The organism is Sphingomonas sp. P4_G3 (assembly GCF_056401105.1).
In genome coordinates, this window is the sequence record NZ_JBFUJZ010000001.1 from 309418 (window position 1) to 325818 (window position 16401).

Below are 16401 nucleotides of genomic sequence, written 5' to 3' on the forward strand. Positions count from 1 at the left end.
AAATAGCATCGGACGAGGCATCGAGCCTCGCCCGATGCTTCACCCACCCCCGTTTACGAGATTGGCAGGTAAATCATGCCCCCGGCATAATTTAGAAATGCCGGGGGGCATTTCGACCTGCCTATCTCGTAAGCGCCCCTCCCTTACCGGGAGGGGAGATACGAAGGTGGATCCGTCCTAATTCGCCGGCGCCTTCGGTCCGTCCTTGGTAGCCTCGACCAATGAATCGCCACCCAAGGCGCGGTACAGCGTGACCAGGTTGCTCGCGCGGATCAGCTGAGTGTTGATCAGCGTCTGCTGCGCCGAATAGAGCGAGCGCTGTGCGACCAGGCTGTCGAGATAGGAATCGATCCCGCCGCGGTACCGCATGTCCGACAGCTTGTAATTGTCCGCCGCGGCGTCGAGCTGGTCGCGCGTCGCGGTCAGCTGATCGGTAATCGTACCGCGCCGCGCGAGTGCGTCGGCGACTTCGCGGAAGGCGGTCTGGATGGTCTTTTCGTAGGTCGCGACCGCGGCGTCGCGCTGCGCCTTGGTGACGTCGACATTGGCCTTGCCGGCGCCGGCGCGGAAGATCGGATAGGTTGCGGCGCCGCCGGCCTGCCAGTTGAAGGCGCCGCCAGTGAACAGCGAGCCCAGCGCGTTGCTGACGAAGCCGACCAGCCCGGTCAGGCTGATCTTGGGAAACAAGGCCGCGCGCGCCGCGCCGATCTCGGCATTGGCGGCGCGCAATTGATATTCGGCCTCGACCACGTCGGGACGGCGAAGCAGGATCGACGAATCGAGCCCCGCCGGGAGTTCCGCCAGCGTCGCGCCGGCTTCATCGATCGAATTGGGCAAATTGGCCGGATCGATCGGCGCGCCGACCAGCAATTGCAGCGCGTTGACGTCCTGCGCCAGCAAGGTCGTCTGGTTGGCGACGTCGGCCCTGGCGGTGTCGAGCGTCAATTGCGCCTGGCGCAGATCGGTGCGCGGCGCGATCCCGCCGTTGAGGCGTTTTTGCGTCAGCTCGACGCTCTTCTGCGCGCTGGCCGCGGTGTCCTGCGCGATCTTGAGCAGGCTCTTGTCCGATGCATAGGCCAGCCAACCGTCGGCGATGTCGCCGATCATCGTCAGCCGCGTCGCGCGCGCCGCCGCTTCGGTCGCGAAATAGCTGTTGAGCGCGCGGTCGCTTTCCGAGCGGATGCGCCCGAACAGGTCGACCTCGAACGCGTTGATGCCGATATTGGTGTCGAAGCTCGATTTCGACCCGGTCGATCCCTGGCCGCCGCGGAAGGTTGCGCCGGCATTGGCGTCCACCTCGGGCAGCAATTCGGCGCGCTGGATGCGGAACTGCCCGCGCGCCGCGGCGATATTGGCGGCAGCGACGCGCAGGTCGCGATTGTTGGCCAGCGCCTGGGTGATCAGCGCCTGCAGCCGCGGATCGCGGAAGATGTCCTGATAGCGCACCGTCGGCAGCGCCGCTTCGCTGCTGCGCAGATAGGCGTCGCCGACCGGCCAGCTCTGCGGCACCGGCGTTGCCGGGCGGACATATTTGGGTGCGAGCGAACAGGCGGTCAGGCTCGCCATCATCGTCACGGCGGTCAGCTTGCGGATCATGCCGTCGCCTCCGGTTCGGCCGGCGGCGGGGCCGGATGCTCGTGGTGGAGGTGCTTCAGCGCATCGCGCGCCGTGCGACGGACCAGCACGAAGAACAACGGGATGTAGAACACCGCCAGGATCGTCGCGGTCAGCATGCCGCCGATCACCGCGGTGCCGATCGCGACGCGGCTGTTGGCGCCGGCACCGGTCGCGATCGCCAGCGGCAGCACGCCGAAGATGAACGCGAAGCTGGTCATCAGGATCGGGCGGAGACGGATGCGCGCGGCTTCCAGCGCGGCCTCGATCACGCGCTTGCCCGATTTCTCCGCCTGTTCGGCGAATTCGATCATCAGGATCGCGTTCTTGGCCGCCAAGCCCATGGTCGTCAGCAGGCCGATCTGCAGATAGACGTCGTTCTGCAGCCCACGCAGCGTCACCGCGAACACCGACCCGACCAGACCGAGCGGAATGATCAGCAGCACCGCGATCGGGATCGTCCAGCTCTCGTACAGCGCGGCCAGGCACAGGAACACGACCAACAACGACAGGCCGTAGAGGATCGGCGCCTGGCCCGAGGACAGACGCTCCTGATACGACGCGCCGCTCCACTCGATCGAGGTACCCGGGATCTTGGCGGCCATTTCCTCGATCCGCTTCATCGCATCGCCCGAGCTCTTGCCCGGCGCCGACTGGCCGGAGATTTCGTACGAGGAAATGCCGTTGAAGCGGCTCAACGAAGTCGGCGCGTTCGACCAGGAGATGGTTGCGAAAGAGGAGAAGGGGACCATCTGCCCGTTTGTCCCGCGGACATACCATTTGGCGATATCCTCGGGCGACGAGCGGTACGGCGCATCACCCTGGACATAGACGCGTTTGACGCGGCCGCGGTCGTTGAAGTCGTTGACATAGCTGCCGCCCCAGGCGGTCGAAAGGGTCGCATTGACACTGGCCTGGGTCAGCCCGAGCACCGACAGTTTCTGGGCGTCGGTGTCGACCTTGAGCGTGGGCTGGTCGGGCAAGTCGCTCGGGCGCACCGCAGCGAGTGTCGGATCGGCGCGGGCATCGGCCAGCAACTTGTCGCGCGCCGCCCGGAACTGGTCACGAGTCAGGCCGCCGCTATTCTCCAGCTCGACGGTGAAGCCCGACGATTGGCCGAGGCCGCGCACAGCCGCCGGCACGGTCGCGTAGAATTCGACGTCACGTAAGGCACCCAGCGCCTTGGTCGCGCGGTTGGTGATCGCATCGGCGCCGTTCTCGCTGCCCTTGCGCTCGCTCCAATCCTTGAGCGCGACGAAGCCGCGGCCGGCGTTCTGCCCGCCACCGCCGCCGCCGCCACCACCGGCACCCGCGACGCTCAAGATGGCAGCGGTATTCTTCCCTTCGGTCTTGAGGAAATAATCCTCGATCGTCTTCTGCGCGGCCTGGGTGCGGTTGATCGTCGCGCCGGCGGGCAGGTTGAACTGAATCTGTGCGAAGCCCTGGTCCTCGGTCGGCAGGAAGCCGGTCGGCAGTCGCACGAACAGGATCACCAGGATCGCGATGACGCAGGCATAGATCGCCAGGAACAGCCATTTGCGGTCGACCACCCTGGCCACGCGGGCGGTGTACCAATTCACCATCCGCTCAAAATTGGTGTTGAACCAGTCGCGCGCTTTTTCGGTGTGGCGATAGACCCAGCCGTCGTGGCGCTCCTCTTCCTTGCGCTTGAGCAAGGTCGTGGTCAGCGCCGGCGTCAGGATCAGCGCGACGACCACCGACAGCACCATCGCCGACACGATCGTCAGCGAGAATTGGCGATAGATCACGCCGGTCGATCCGCCGAAGAACGCCATCGGCAGGAACACCGCCGACAGGACCAGCGCGATCGCGACCAGTGCGATCTGGATCTCACTCATCGACTGGATAGTGGCATCGCGGGGGGACATCCCCGGATTCTCCTCCATCACGCGCTCGACATTCTCGACCACGACGATGGCGTCGTCGACCAGCAGGCCGATCGCGAGGACCAGGCCGAACAGGGTCAGCGTGTTGATCGAGAAGCCGGCGATGGCGAACACGCCGAACGTGCCGAGCAACACGACCGGCACGGCGATCGTCGGGATCAGCGTCGCGCGCCAACTCTGCAGGAAGACGAACATGACGATGACGACCAGCACGATCGCCTCGAACAACGTCTTCACCACGTCGTTGATCGACAGCTTGATGAAGGTCGTCGAATCGTTGGGGAAATCGTAGGCAAAGCCCTGCGGGAAGTTCTTCGACTGGTTCTCGATCTCTTTCTTGACCAGCTCGGCGGTGGTCAGGGCGTCGGCGCCCGGCGCCAGGCTGACCGCGATGCCCGCGCCGGGATGGCCGTTGACGCGGCTGATCGAGGCATAGCTTTCCGCGCCCAATTCGATCCGTGCGACATCGGCCAGCCGCACGGTCGATCCGTCGGGCTGAGTCTTGACGACGATGTTGGCGAATTGCGCGGGCGTCGACAGGCGCGACTGCGCGGTGACGGTCGCATCGAGCATCTGGTCCGGGCCGCTCGGCACCGCGCCGACCTCGCCCGCCGCGACCTCGGCATTCTGCGCGGTGATCGCGGTGGTGATGTCGGCGGGGACCAGGCTGTAGCTTTGCAGTTTGTCGGGGTTGAGCCAGATGCGCATGCCATATTGCGCGCCGAACACGTTGGTGTCGCCGACGCCCGGGATGCGCCCGATCGAGTCCTGCAGATTCGACACAAGATAGTCGGAGACGTCGATATTCGTCTTCTGGTCGGTGGTGTCGTAGATCGCCGCGATCAGCAGGAAGTCGGGGTTGGACTTGGTCACCGTCAGGCCCTGTTGTTGGACCTGCTGGGGCAAGCGGCTCAGCGCCTGCTGCACCTTGTTCTGGACCTGGACCTGCGCGATGTCGGGGTTGGTGCCCTTCTGGAAGGTCGCGCTGATCGTCACCTGGCCTCGCGACGACGAATTCGAGCTGAAATAGAGCAGCCCGTCGATCCCCGTCAGCTGCTGTTCGATCACCTGGGTGACGCTGTTCTCCAGCGTGACCGCCGACGCGCCCGGATAGGTCGCGCGGATGTTGACCTGCGGCGGCGCCACGTCGGGGAATTGCTCGACCGGCAGCGTGAAGATGCTGCCCAGGCCGACCAGCATGATGATGATCGCGATGACCCAGGCGAAGATCGGCCGGTCGATGAAGATGCGCGACATGGGCTCAGCCGCCCTTGCCGGTGCGCTTGCCCCCTTGCGGCACCCCGATCTTCTGCGGCGAGCCGGCGGGTACCGCCTTGACCGGCTGGTTAGGTTTCAGCTTGCCGATCCCCTCGGTGATCACCTTGTCGCCCTGTTTCAGGCCGCCGGTCACCACCCAATTGATACCGACGGTACGCGACGTCGTCACAGTACGCGGGATCGCTTTATTGTCGGCGCTCAGCACATAGACTTGAGCGTTGCCCTGGGGATCGCGCGTCACCGCGGTCTGCGGGATCAGGAACGCATTGGGGTCGCTCGCCTGGGCGAAGTTGGCGCGGACGAACATGCCGGGCAGCAACAGTCCCTGCGGATTGGGGAAGCGCGCGCGCAAATTCACCGTACCGGTCGTCGGATCGACCGTGACTTCGGAGAATTCGACGCTGCCGACATAGCCGTAATCGCTGCCATCCTCGAGCTTCAGATGGACTTCGGCCTTGCTCGGCACCGCCCCACCGCCGGCGAGCGCGCGGCGCAGGCGCAATAGGTCGGCGGAGCTTTGCTGGATATCGACATAGATCGGGTCGAGCGCCGAGATCACCGCCAGCGGATCGGTCTGGTTGTTGGCGACCAAGGCGCCTTCGGTGAACAGCGATCGGCCGATTTTGCCGCTGATCGGCGCGGGCACGGTGGTGAAACGCAGGTTGATCTTCGCGGTGTCCAGCGCGGCGCGGTTCTGGGCGACCGCGGCGCTGGCCTGGCGCGCCGCGGCGGCGGCGTCGGTGTAATCCTGCGCCGCGACTGCTTGCTCCTTGGCCAAGGGGGCGTAGCGATCGGCCTTGATCTTGGCTGCCTCGGCGCTCGCCTGCGCGCTGGCTAGATTGGCGGCGGCCTGGTTGGTCGCCGCGCGATAGAGGCTGGGGTCGATCTGATAGAGCGGTTGGCCCTTCCTGACGAACGACCCTTCGGTGAAGAAGCGCTTGCGAATGATGCCCGATACCTGCGGCCGGACCTCGGACGTCTGATAGGCATTGGTCCGCGCGGCGAGTTCGGTCACCATTGGGACGCTGGCCGGCTGGATGACGATATAGCCGACCTCGGGAGTGCCTTGCTGGCCACGCCGGCCACCCTTCGCTTCATTGTCGCGCGCGCCGCACGCGCTCAGCGCGAACAAGCCGATCGATAGGGCGGCAAGGGCGGACCGCGCCACCCGACGATGGGGAAGTAGAGGCATGGGCGGCTGATGGTTTCCCGATCGGTGCGTGTCAAACACCGCTTTGTCGCAAATTTTATCAGTCGCGAACCCGCAACACGCTATTTCGTTGCGATCAGGATCCGCGTTTGCGCGGTCTTCGCGCCCGACAATTGCACAATATAGGTGCCCGGTTGCAGCGCGAAGTCGACGATCTTGCGGATCCCCGAACAGGGCGCGCCTTCCATATGCGCGACCGAAGTCAACGACTTGCCGTCGCGCACCAGGTCAATCCACGCGCCATTCTGCAACGCCACGCGATAGGTGCCCGCGGTCGCGATGGTGACGTGATAGACGCCGCCGAAGGTGCCCGCGGCGGGCTTGCGTTCGAGCGGTAGCGGGAAGGTGACGCTGTCGATCGGTTCGAGCGTCAGCGCGATATTCTTGCCCGGTGCGATCACATCGCCGGTCATGCCGGGCGCCACGCTCCATGCTTCGAGTCCCGCCGGCGGCGCGATGGTGGCGGTGCAGACGGGCGCGGCGGTGGCGGGTGCCGCCTGCAGCAACAGGACGGCGAACAGGCTGGCTATCATCGCGCGACTCCAGATCGTGGAGCGAGTTGCCCTAGATCGCTGCCGAATAGCGCGCAAACAAATCGGCGATCGACGTATCGAAATGCGTGTTCATTTCGGCCACTGCGGCGGCGGTGTCGCGGTTGGCGATCGCTTCCGCCAGACGGTGATGCTGGTCGAGCACCATCGCCCGCTGCTCGGCGGTGGTGCGGGTGTGCCAGGCGGTGGGCACGGCGATGGTCATCAGCGATTCGAACGAACGGATGATGTTGTAGAGCAGCACGTTGCCGCTCGCTTTGGCGATCGCCTGGTGGAAGGCGATGTCGTGGCGGGTCAGTTCGTCGAGGTCATCGCCATGCGCCGCCATCGCCTGGGCATGGCCGATGATCGCGCGCGCTTCCCCGTCGCTGCGCCGGATCGCGGCGAGTTCTGCGGTGCGCAATTCCAGCGTGCGGCGGACATCCCAGATCTCGTTGACGGTGACTTGCGCGGTGGCGACGGCATGGTCGAGCAAGGTCGACAACACCCACCCGTCGATCGCCGCGACGCGGGCCTTGCGGCCATTGCCGACATCGATCTGGTGTAAGGCGGCCAGGGTCGAAAAGGCTTCGCGCATCACCGCGCGGCTGACGCCCAATTGCTCCGCGAACGCGCCCTCTCCGGGCAACGTGTCGCCGACCTTCAGGTCGTTGTCGCGGATATGGTCGCGCACGCAGCGGACCGCGCGATCGACCAGAGACCCGCCTTCGATGGCGCGTACCCTCTCGCTCATGCGGCAAGACGATGCGCATGATGACGCCTCGGCGCAACCCCGTGGCGGCACGGAGACCCTCGAAAGCCGATGACGATCAACAAGGCGGACAGCGGCAACGGCCCGTGCGCGCTGGCGAGGTTGCGCGGGGACTGGCGCCATCCGGCGAGCGCCTGCTTGGGCGCCGCGAGACGCGCCGCTATAGGATACCTCGTGCGCTCGGGGTGCAAAAGGGAAATAGATGACGCGATCCAGAGGTCTCGGCGCCATTCTTGCGATCACAGGCAGCGCGTTCCTCGCGGGATGCGCGACGCCGATGATCGCGCCGCGATCGGCGATGGTCCTGCCGCCGCCGCCGGTCCATACCAATGGTCAGGTGCTGTGGGGCATCGTCAACGGCAAATGCGTCCCCGATCAGCAGACGAGCGGCAAGCCCGATCCCTGTACCGAGGTGTCGATCGGTAACGGCGTCGACACAGGCTATGTCGTGCTCAAGGACCGCGTCGGCGTCAGCCAATATCTCGTCATGCCGACGCGGCTGATCACCGGGATCGAGGATGCGCAATTGCTCGCCCCCGACGCGACCAATTATTTCGATCCCGCCTGGCGCGTGCGTCGGCTGGTCGACCAGCGGCTCGGCACGACGCTGACTCGCGACGATATCGGGATCGCGGTCAACTCGATCTACGGGCGGTCGCAGGACCTGCTCCACCTGCACGTCGATTGCCTGCGCGTCGACGTCCGCGACGACCTCCATCGCCGGCTCGCATCGCTAGGCCGCGGTTGGTCGGCGCCGATCACGCTCGCCGGCCATGGCTATTACGCGTTGCGCATCCATGGCGCCGATAGCGTGCCCACCGACCCGTTCACCGCCTTGGCCAAGGGATTGAAGGTGCCGCCAGCCGAGATGGGCGCCTGGACGCTGGTGCTGGCGGGCGCGACCTTCTCCGATGGACCGGGATTCGTGCTGCTCGCGGCGCGCGCCGACCCGGCTTCCGGCTATGACGGGTCGGGCGAAAGCCTGCAGGACCATCAATGTGCCGGGCACGTCGCGCGAGGCTGATCGCTCGCCGGCGCTCGCGTTGACCCTCCGTACCTATTATGGCACGCATAGTGCCAATAAATAGAGCGAGAGGGTGCCATGGAAGTGCTGAGAACGCCGGACGAGCGCTTCATCGATCTGGCCGATTATCCGTTCGCGCCGCATTACCTCATGGTGACCGATGCCGACGGCACCGACCTGCGCATCCATTATGTCGATGAGGGGCCGCGCGACGCCGCGCCGATCCTGCTGATGCATGGCGAACCGAGTTGGTCGTATCTCTACCGTAAGTTCGTCCCCGATCTGGTCGCGCGCGGACATCGCGTGATCGCGCCCGACCTGATCGGCTTCGGCAAGTCGGACAAACCGGCGGCACGGACCGACTATACCTATGAGCGTCACGTCGCCTGGATGAGCGAGTGGCTGACCGCGCTCGACCTGACCGACATCACCCTGTTCTGCCAGGATTGGGGCGGGCTGATCGGGCTGCGGCTGGTCGCGGCCTTTCCCGATCGTTTCGCGCGGCTGGTCGTGTCCAATACAGGGCTGCCGGTCGGGACTGGATCGTCCGAGGGGTTCGATGCCTGGCTCGCATTCAGCCAGAACGTGCCGCAATTCCCGGTCGGCTTCATCGTCAATGGCGGCACCAGCCGCGACCTCACCGCCGCCGAGATCGCCGCTTATGACGCGCCGTTCCCCGACGAAAGCTACAAGGAAGGCGCGCGCCAGTTTCCGGTTTTGGTGCCGATCACGCCCGACCACGCCTCGGTCGCGGAGAACCGCGCTGCCTGGGCCGTGCTCGAGCGGTTCGAACGGCCGGTGTTGACCGCATTCGGCGACAAGGATGCCGTGACCAAAGGCGGGGAACGCGCCTTCATCGAGCGCGTGCCCGGCGCGCGCGGTCAGCCGCACCAGATCATCGCCGGGGGCGGTCACTTCATCCAGGAGGATGCGCCCGCGGAATTGTGCGCCCTGATCGACGATCTCATCCGCGTCGATACGGGCGTCGCGGCGTGAAGGTCGTCAACGAGCTGTTCCCGCCTGCGGAAATTTAACCGATCGGCAGCCGCGTGAACTCCACCCCGCGCGATCCGGGGAGCAGGCTGAACATCATCCCGTCTTCGCCGACCAGGATCGGCCCGTCATAGAGAAGCCGCGCGTCGCCCAGGAACGCCGGATACATCATCCGCGATGGTAGTTGCGGGATGACGTGACTGAACACCACGAAGCGCACCCCCGCCGCTTGCGCCTCGCGCGCGACCGCTTCAGGCGAGGCGTGATAGCTCAAGATGTCGCGTGTGATCTGCGCGGTGCCCTTGATCCCACGCCGGGTCAGCGCCGCGGTCGTGAGCTTGACGAGCTCGGGCTGCAGTCCTTCATGGACCAGCAGATCGGCGCCGCGCGCTGCCGCGACCAACGCCGTGCTCGTGGTGGTATCGCCGCTCACCACCACCGACCGGCCCTTATAGTCGAAGCGATAGCCGATCGCCGGATCGACCGGCCCGTGATCGACGCGGAAGGCGGAGACGCGCAGGCCGTCGCGCTCGAACACGACCACGCTGTCGTTCGATCCGCGCGGCGGGATGGCGAAGGGCCGGGCGACCCCGCCGGCGCCCGACGGCGGCGCGATCGCCGGGCCGTGATGCGCGGTGCGATAGCCCGAATCGAGCGCATAAGCGGTGTCGAACCCGGCGACCACGCGCTCGATGCCGGGCGGCCCATAGATCGGCAGCGGGCTGGTCGCGGCGTTGCCGGTCCAGCGCAGCAGCATCATCGGTCCCAGGCCGTCGATATGGTCCGAATGGAAATGCGTCAGGAAGACGCCGTCGATCCGCCCGTTGGGGATGCCCATCAGAGCGACGTTGCGCGCGCCGCCTTCGCCCGAATCGACCACGAAGATGTGCTTGCCCGCAATGATCACCGTGCAGGCGCCGGCACGCGTCGGGTCGGGCAGCGGGGATCCGGTCCCGCACAAGCCGACATGCAGCCCATCGCTCAGCGCGGCCGTCCGGTCCAGCCCGGCGCGCTCGTCGAGCGCCGCGCCCAGCATCATCGCGCCCGCTTGCCGCTGGAACGATGCCATGCCGATGACTGCCGCCAAAGCCACCGCGATTGCGGCGACGATCCGTTTCCGCATCCCCTTCTCCCTATGCCGGAAGGATGCGCGCATCTTTTGGCATTATCAATGCCGAAACATTGCGCTGCACGTTGCGGGTGTTACAATGCGCAAAACAGGGGAGGGGTCGGATGCGCACTATCGTTCGCGTTGTCGTGGGTCTGGTCGGGCTGTTCAACATCGTGCTGGGGCTCGGCTTCCTGCTCGACCCGGCGCAAGCGGGATTGCGCTTTTTCCTGACCTCGTTGGGGACGCAGGGAATGGCGACGATGCGCGCCGATTTCACCGCCTTCTTCGTCACCGGCGGCGTCTTCGCGCTGGTCGCTGCGTGGCGGGCATGGCGCTCGCCGCTGCTCGTCCCGCTGTCCTTGTTGTCGATCGCCATCGTCGGCCGCATGATCAGCCTGGTCGCCGACGGGGCGCCGACGATCGCGTTCACGCCGATGGCGGCTGAAGCGATCATGATTGCACTGCTGGCCTGGGGCTGGCGCACGTTCGACGCGGAGCCGCGGCAATGAAGACATGGGCCAAGTGGACGCTCGGCACGGTCGGCGTGATCGGCTTGGCGGGGTTCGCTGCCAAGGATTACGTCTTTCTCCATTTGCCGGGATGGATCGCGCCGCGCGTCGCCGACAACCGTCCGGTCAAATGGCAGCCCGGTCCCGCGACCGCCGCGGTGCCGGCGGACAAACGGCCGCCCAATATCGTGCTGATCGTCGCCGACGATCTCGGCTATAACGATATCAGCTTCAATGGCGGCGGGGTCGCCGGGGGCTTGCTCAAGACGCCCAATATCGATGCCCTGGGCCGCGGCGGCGTGAGCTTCGCCGATGGCTATGCCGGCAATGCGACCTGCGCGCCCAGCCGCGCGGCGCTGATGACCGGGCGCTATCCCACGCGCTTCGGCTACGAATTCACGCCCGCGGAAGTTCACCCGCCGGCCTGGTTCCCCTCCGGCCTGATCCGCACCGACGCCGCGTTTTCGCGCAATATCGCCAACTTCAAGACCGATTGGGAACACAAGACGATCTTCGACGAGGATGCCGCGCGCGCGCCGGCGACCACCGCCGACAAGGGCGTGCCGGGCAGCGAGATCACCATCGCCGAATTGCTCCGGACACGCGGCTATCACACCATGCATCTCGGCAAATGGCATCTCGGCGACGGCAAGGGCATGCGGCCCGAGGAACAGGGATTCGACGAAAGCCTGGGCTTCATGATCGGCGGGCAGATGTATTTGCCCGAGAACAGCCCCGACATCGAAAACTCGAAACAGGATTTCGACCCGATCGACAAATTCCTTTGGGCCAACCTTCCGTTCAGCGTCCAGTACAATGGCGGCGAGCGGTTCCGGCCGGCGCGCTACATGACCGATTATCTGACCGATCAGGCGATCGCGGCGATCGGCGCCAACCGCAACCGGCCGTTCTTCCTCTATCTGGCGTATAACGCGCCGCACACGCCGCTTCAGGCGCTCAAGGCCGATTACGACGCGCTGCCGCAGATCGCCGATCACCGTTTGAGGGTGTATGCCGCGATGATCCGCGCGCTCGACCGCGGCGTCGGGCGGGTGATGGCGACGCTCAAGGCGCAGGGGCTCGACCAGAATACGTTGGTCATCTTCACCAGCGACAATGGCGGCGCGCATTATATCGGGTTGCCCGACATCAATCGTCCCTATCGCGGCTGGAAAGCGACCTTCTTCGAAGGCGGCGTCAAGGTGCCGTTCTTCATGCGCTGGCCGGCGAAAATCCGTCCGGGCACCAGTATTGCGGGGCCGGTCAGCCATTTCGATATCTTCTCGACCGCCGGCGACGTCGCGGGCGCGGCGCTCCCCAAGGACCGCGTGATCGACGGCGTCGACCTGATGCCGTTCGTCGAGGGCAAGCGCACCGGTGCGCCGCACAACACGTTGTTCTGGCGCAGCGGGCCGTATCGCGTGGTGCGCGACGGCGACTGGAAGTTGCAACTGCTCGATTTGCCGCACGTTGCGCTGCTCTACGACATGAAGGCCGACCCGACCGAGCGGCGCGACGTCGCCTCGCTCCATCCCGACGTCGTGGCGCGGCTCAAGGGGCTGATTGCCCTGCACGATCGCGACAGCGTAAAGCCGGCCTGGCCGTCGCTGATCCGTACGCCGATCGCGATCGATCGGCCGCTCGGTACCAAGCCGCGCGCTGGCGAAACCTATATTTACTGGTCGAACTGATGAACCCACCCGACGTCATGGCCCCAGACGGCCGCCGCCGCCGCTCCCAGAACAGCCGCAATGCTATCGTCGCGGCGATGCTCGAACTGGTCGCCGAGGGGCGGATCACGCCGAGCGCCGAGGAGGTGGCGTCGCGCGCCAAAGTCGGCCTGCGCACGGTGTTCCGGCACTTCACCGACATGGAAAGCCTCTACGCCGCGATGACCGGGCGGCTGGCCGAACATTATGAGATGTGGCTGATCCCGTTCGATTCGACCGAGTGGCAAGGCCAGCTGATCGAGGCGATCGAGCGACGGACGGCGACCTACGAACGCCTGTTGCCGTTCAAGCGCGCGGGCGACGCGCATCGCCACATGTCGCCGGCGATCCAGGCCGAACATGCCCGCATGCTGGGGATGATGCGGCAGCGGCTGCGCTCGTTTCTGCCGCGCGCGATCACCGAGGACGAGGTGCGGTTCGAGACGATCGACCTGATGTTGAGCTTTGAGGCGTGGCAGCGGCTGCGCGACGAGCAGGGTCTGTCGATCGACCTGGCGCGCCGGATCGTCCTGCGCGAAGTGCTGCGGCTAGCGGGGGTGGAGGGCTCCGGCCCTGCGGCTTAAAGCGGGAGCCTCTAGGTTGGGTCGTATTCGTCATCCCCGCGGAATCCTCCCGTCACCCCAGCGCCCCTCCCGTCACCCCAGCGAAAGCTGGGGTCTCTGGCGATGACGCGATGCCGCTTGAGATCCCAGCTTTCGCTGGGATGACGAGTTTGGAAACTGGAACGCTTCAAGAACAACGGCTTATTCGGGTTTCTTACCTAGCCCTCGCCGTCCAGCGCGCGCTGCATGTATATTGTATCCAATATCCGACCGAACTTGCGGCCGACGCCGATCATCCTGCCGGCATGGACGAAGCCGCATTTGGCGTGCAGCGCGACCGAGGCGGGCTCGCTGCCGCCGATGACCGCGACCATCTGGCGAAATCCCGCCCGGTGCGCCGCCGCCACCAGCGCGGCCAGCAAGCGCGATCCGATCCCCCGGCCGAGCTGGTCGGGCGCGAGATAGATGCTGTTCTCGCAAGTCTCGGCATAAGCCGGGCGGTCGCGGAATTGGGTGGCATAGGCATAGCCGACCACGGCGCCGTCCCGCTCGGCGACCACGAACGGCCATCCGCGCGCGGTGATCGACGCGATCTTCTCGCGCCATGCCGCGACCTCAGGGGGCTCGGTATCGAACGTCGCGGTGCCGCGCAGCACATGATGCGCATAGATCGCCGCGATCGACGCGGCGTCGTCGGGCCGAATGGGACGGATGCAAAGCTCGGTCATGGCCGCAACCTCGCAAGCCATCGCGACCGACGCAACCGGGTGGCGCCGCGCTTTTCGAATTTTTGCGATCATCGCCCTGCCGAAGAATAAGCTCTCAACACCGTATTCTGCTGGATGCGATTCCGTATCGCTGCGATACATGCCTCGGATGCGATGAACTGCTTGCCTGGCGTATTGAGTTCCGATCCGGACCTACCTAAGCAATTACTCTGACGTATTATCAGGGGGTTGTGGTGAAATTGGTATTTCCTTTCCAAGGTATATCTCTCAACCATTTGATCCGCTTAGATTTTTTACCAGATTTCCGGCGACTGATTTCGCAGCCGAATTCGGTAGCATAATGCGCATCATCCTTATCGAAGGGGATGCGCGATCTCGTGCGGTGCTGCACGAGTGCCTGCAGCGTGAGGGATTCGACGTCGAAGCGATCGCATCGCCGCTGGAATTCTATCGCTCCATGGCAACGAGCGGCTGCGATATCGCCGTCGTCGACGCCGATCTTGCCGAAGGGGCAGGGCTGGATATTCTGTCCTGGCTGCGCGGGATGGGAAATATCGGCATCATCGCCCTGAGCACCGGAAACGAGGCGCGCAATCGCATCGCGTGCTTCGAGAGCGGGGCGGACCTCCATTTCACCAAGCCGGTCGATGGCGAAGAGCTGATCCACGGCTTGCGCAACCTGCTCCGCCGCCTCGCCCTTAACGGGGTCGCGCGTGCGGCACCCGCCGCGTCGTCCGATTGGTTCTTCGATACCAACCACTGGAGGCTGCAGGCGCCGAACGGGCCGTCGGTGAAGCTCAGCGCGGTCGAAGCGAAATTCGTCCGGCGCCTGCTGAGCCAGACGGGAACGGTCGTCTCGCGCGCGGAATTGCGGGCCGAACTCGGTTATGGGGACGACGCGGTCGGCGACAAGAATCTCGACGCCGTGATCCGCCGATTGCGGCGCAAGATCGAAAGCGCCACCGGATCTCCCGCGCCGATCCAGACGGTGCACGGGCAAGGCTATCTCTTCTCGGCCCAACTCCGATTGGACAGGCGCCGCGCGCTCGAGCGTTAGCCTGGGCTGCGAATAGCACGCGACCGCGGCCACTTTGGAGCGAACTGTCGGAGCGAGCTGTCGTAGTCGGGCATCACATTTAACCGTCATGCCGGGCTTGTCCCGGCATCCACCGTGCAGGTTGGCGCATAGCAAGAGCTTCTTTTCCCGGGCTTGCCGCCTGGTGGCGTTCGAGCGAGATCGTGTCCCCCGGACACGATCTTGGCTTGCCGGGGGCAAGCCAAAGCTCGAACGGGCACAAGGCCGGCATGACGAAAAAGCGGATCGCGCACGACTCCAGACTTTGCATTTCCGCCGACTCGCTTGCCGCGCCGGCCGCGAACATGTCCCCGAACGACAATTGAAACAGTTTCGTTACAACTGTTTACAATCGAAAGTCAGTCGGAATTAGTATCATTCAGTATATTTTCCCATCTAGACGTCGATATCATACTAAATCCGACCAGATTAACTCACTGTTAACTAAGAAAAATCCGTTTGATACCTATTGCATAGCCCAATTTGTCTGCTTAGTCTGGCAGTGCTGACAAAAGGGGTCAGATGGGGTCAAACGTCTAATCCATCTATTGGTGAGGGTGTCGAAGCAACTTCTTGGATGATTATCCAAGTGGGGCGCTTGTGTAACGAAAAGGGGTATTGGTGTGATCAAGCAATTCAGGGCAGTTTCTGCCCTTTCCCGCCGCGCGACTGTTTCCGGACGGGGCGTGCGGCGCCTGATGCTCGCCACGTTGGGCACGGCCTTTCTGGCGGGTAACGTCGCCGCCACGCCGCAGGCAGCGGCACCGGCCCAACCCGCCAATCCATTCCAGGCCCAGGTCGGCCAGCTCGGCGTGCGCAAATGCGCCAATCTCTTCTCGGCGCTCGGCCAGACGGTCGCGCTCGGCTCCGATTATTCGGGGCAAGTGCAGACCGAGAAGGCAGCGCCGGACGCGCATGGCGTGGTGGGTGTGCTCGGCATGACGTATAAGACCGCCGCCTACAATTCTCAGGCTGCCGGGGTCGTCGTGGCGACGCCGGTCGGCACGAAGTGCGAGGGGCAGCTGGTCCGCGTCGCGCCGTTCCAGCGTGCGTGCAAGGACGTCGTTGCCCTGCTGCCGGCGGGCAGTGTCATCGCGGGCTCGCTGTCCGGTGTGCCGCTCTACAATCTCGGCGGCAATCAGGGTCAGGCGATGCTGATCGCCAGCGGCAACGCCTGTGTGGTGGTGACCGTTGCGCGAGGCGCCGACATCGGGTGATGCCGGGAGGGCCGGGATGAGCCAAGGCGCGTCGCTCGGCCCTCTCCAATAGCCGTAATTTGAAGTTCGGAAGTCGTGAAAGCGTCCCCGCGCGTCGGGGCGGTGGGGACGCTGTGTGTTCGCTCCGGGCCATCGGTCGAGGTGCCGCGGCCAGTTCAACA

At 65.1% G+C, this 16401-nt stretch carries 14 protein-coding genes; 7 read left to right on the forward strand and 7 right to left on the reverse strand.

Going from position 1 to position 16401, the window contains the following annotated elements; all coding sequences use genetic code 11:
* Positions 1–177: 177 nt before the first annotated feature.
* From AC1DQQ_RS01480 to AC1DQQ_RS01500, 5 genes are all read right to left on the reverse strand, one after another.
* Positions 178–1596, reverse strand: a complete 1419-nt coding sequence (locus tag AC1DQQ_RS01480; RefSeq protein ID WP_478044075.1) for an efflux transporter outer membrane subunit — start codon at positions 1594–1596, stop codon at positions 178–180.
* Complete coding sequence (locus tag AC1DQQ_RS01485; RefSeq protein WP_478044076.1) at positions 1593–4778, reverse strand: efflux RND transporter permease subunit; 3186 nt, start codon at positions 4776–4778, stop codon at positions 1593–1595. Before AC1DQQ_RS01485 ends, AC1DQQ_RS01480 begins: the two co-directional genes overlap by 4 nt.
* A 4-nt stretch (positions 4779–4782) precedes the next feature.
* Entirely contained in the window at positions 4783–5991 is a 1209-nt protein-coding gene (locus tag AC1DQQ_RS01490; protein WP_478044077.1) for an efflux RND transporter periplasmic adaptor subunit, read from the reverse strand.
* An 80-nt stretch (positions 5992–6071) separates the two neighbouring features.
* A complete protein-coding gene (locus AC1DQQ_RS01495) occupies positions 6072–6542 on the reverse strand; it encodes a hypothetical protein (RefSeq protein ID WP_478044078.1) in 471 nt (156 codons plus the stop codon).
* A gap of 31 nt (positions 6543–6573) precedes the next feature.
* A complete protein-coding gene (locus AC1DQQ_RS01500; RefSeq protein ID WP_478044079.1) occupies positions 6574–7293 on the reverse strand; it encodes a FadR/GntR family transcriptional regulator in 720 nt (239 codons plus the stop codon).
* 220 nt (positions 7294–7513) lie between these two features.
* On the opposite strand from AC1DQQ_RS01500, the gene AC1DQQ_RS01505 reads away from it, so the two are divergent.
* Both AC1DQQ_RS01505 and AC1DQQ_RS01510 read left to right on the forward strand, forming a co-directional pair.
* Entirely contained in the window at positions 7514–8335 is an 822-nt protein-coding gene (locus tag AC1DQQ_RS01505) for a CDP-diacylglycerol diphosphatase (RefSeq protein WP_478044080.1), read from the forward strand.
* A 78-nt stretch (positions 8336–8413) separates the two neighbouring features.
* Positions 8414–9331, forward strand: coding sequence for a haloalkane dehalogenase (locus AC1DQQ_RS01510; protein WP_478044081.1), 918 nt, complete (start codon positions 8414–8416; stop codon positions 9329–9331).
* 34 nt (positions 9332–9365) lie between these two features.
* Here AC1DQQ_RS01510 and AC1DQQ_RS01515 read toward each other — a convergent pair whose 3' ends face one another.
* Positions 9366–10451 (reverse strand): MBL fold metallo-hydrolase, encoded by a 1086-nt coding sequence (locus tag AC1DQQ_RS01515; RefSeq protein ID WP_478044082.1) that lies wholly within the window; start codon positions 10449–10451, stop codon positions 9366–9368.
* A 110-nt stretch (positions 10452–10561) separates the two neighbouring features.
* On the opposite strand from AC1DQQ_RS01515, the gene AC1DQQ_RS01520 reads away from it, so the two are divergent.
* The 3 genes from AC1DQQ_RS01520 to AC1DQQ_RS01530 are packed head-to-tail and all read left to right on the forward strand — an operon-like array spanning position 10562 to position 13241.
* Positions 10562–10948, forward strand: a complete 387-nt coding sequence (locus AC1DQQ_RS01520; RefSeq protein WP_478027801.1) for a hypothetical protein — start codon at positions 10562–10564, stop codon at positions 10946–10948.
* Entirely contained in the window at positions 10945–12639 is a 1695-nt protein-coding gene (locus AC1DQQ_RS01525; protein ID WP_478044083.1) for a sulfatase-like hydrolase/transferase, read from the forward strand. Before AC1DQQ_RS01520 ends, AC1DQQ_RS01525 begins: the two co-directional genes overlap by 4 nt.
* A complete protein-coding gene (locus AC1DQQ_RS01530; RefSeq protein WP_478044084.1) occupies positions 12639–13241 on the forward strand; it encodes a TetR/AcrR family transcriptional regulator in 603 nt (200 codons plus the stop codon). Before AC1DQQ_RS01525 ends, AC1DQQ_RS01530 begins: the two co-directional genes overlap by 1 nt.
* Positions 13242–13438: 197 nt before the next feature.
* Here AC1DQQ_RS01530 and AC1DQQ_RS01535 read toward each other — a convergent pair whose 3' ends face one another.
* Positions 13439–13948 (reverse strand): N-acetyltransferase family protein, encoded by a 510-nt coding sequence (locus AC1DQQ_RS01535; protein ID WP_478044085.1) that lies wholly within the window; start codon positions 13946–13948, stop codon positions 13439–13441.
* 340 nt (positions 13949–14288) lie between these two features.
* Between AC1DQQ_RS01535 and AC1DQQ_RS01540 the strand changes: the two genes are divergently transcribed.
* Together AC1DQQ_RS01540 and AC1DQQ_RS01545 are read left to right on the forward strand one after the other, a co-directional pair.
* Positions 14289–15005 (forward strand): response regulator transcription factor, encoded by a 717-nt coding sequence (locus AC1DQQ_RS01540; protein WP_478044086.1) that lies wholly within the window; start codon positions 14289–14291, stop codon positions 15003–15005.
* A 716-nt stretch (positions 15006–15721) separates the two neighbouring features.
* The gene (locus AC1DQQ_RS01545; protein WP_478044087.1) at positions 15722–16240 is read left to right on the forward strand and encodes a hypothetical protein; all 519 of its coding nucleotides are present in this window, start codon (positions 15722–15724) and stop codon (positions 16238–16240) included.
* Positions 16241–16401 lie beyond the last annotated feature (161 nt).